Genomic DNA, 574 nt, shown 5'->3' on the forward strand with positions numbered 1-574 from the left:
TCGAAATCCACAAGGATGAAATCGTCGTTGTGTTCAGGATCGATCCACAGCCGGGGGCTCTCGCCAGCGAAAATCCGAATGATTCAGACGACGGAGTGAAAAGTATGCAACATTGTACGAGGCGTAAGGATGCCCCCTTGCGGAGTTCCCGCCTCGGTCGCAAACAGGGTTCCTTTATCGATAAATCCGGCCTTAAGCCATCGCCGCAGGACCACCTTGTCCATCGGTATATGTTTGAGGATCCAGTCATGGCTAAAATTATCGAAACAGCCACGGATGTCTCCCTCTAAAACCCACTCTGGTGACTTGCGCTTAGCCAGCGTGGTAAAACAATATTCAATGGCGTCGGCAGTCGAACGTTTGGGCCGAAACCCGTACGAGTTTGGATCCGCCAAGCTCTCCGCAATGGGCTCCAACGCGAGCTTCCATAACGCCTGCATTGACCTGCTGAGGTTGACCCGGTTCGACGGATAGATTTGCAGTTGAGTCTAATGCGGTGTGGCACCTCCCGATAAGGTTGAATCGCGGGTTGTCCACGGTCGGGCGGCGGGTCGCCTGTCACGACCACGACGCT

General features: G+C 54.5%; 1 pseudogene. It reads right to left on the reverse strand.

The features are described 5' to 3' along the window. Positions 1-119: 119 nt before the first annotated feature. Positions 120-446 (reverse strand): annotated as a pseudogene (locus FSO04_RS46020) (reverse transcriptase domain-containing protein); the annotation flags it as partial. Between the last annotated feature and the right edge of the window lie 128 nt (positions 447-574).

Origin of the sequence: Paraburkholderia madseniana (assembly GCF_009690905.1) — a bacterium.
GTDB lineage: Bacteria > Pseudomonadota > Gammaproteobacteria > Burkholderiales > Burkholderiaceae > Paraburkholderia > Paraburkholderia madseniana.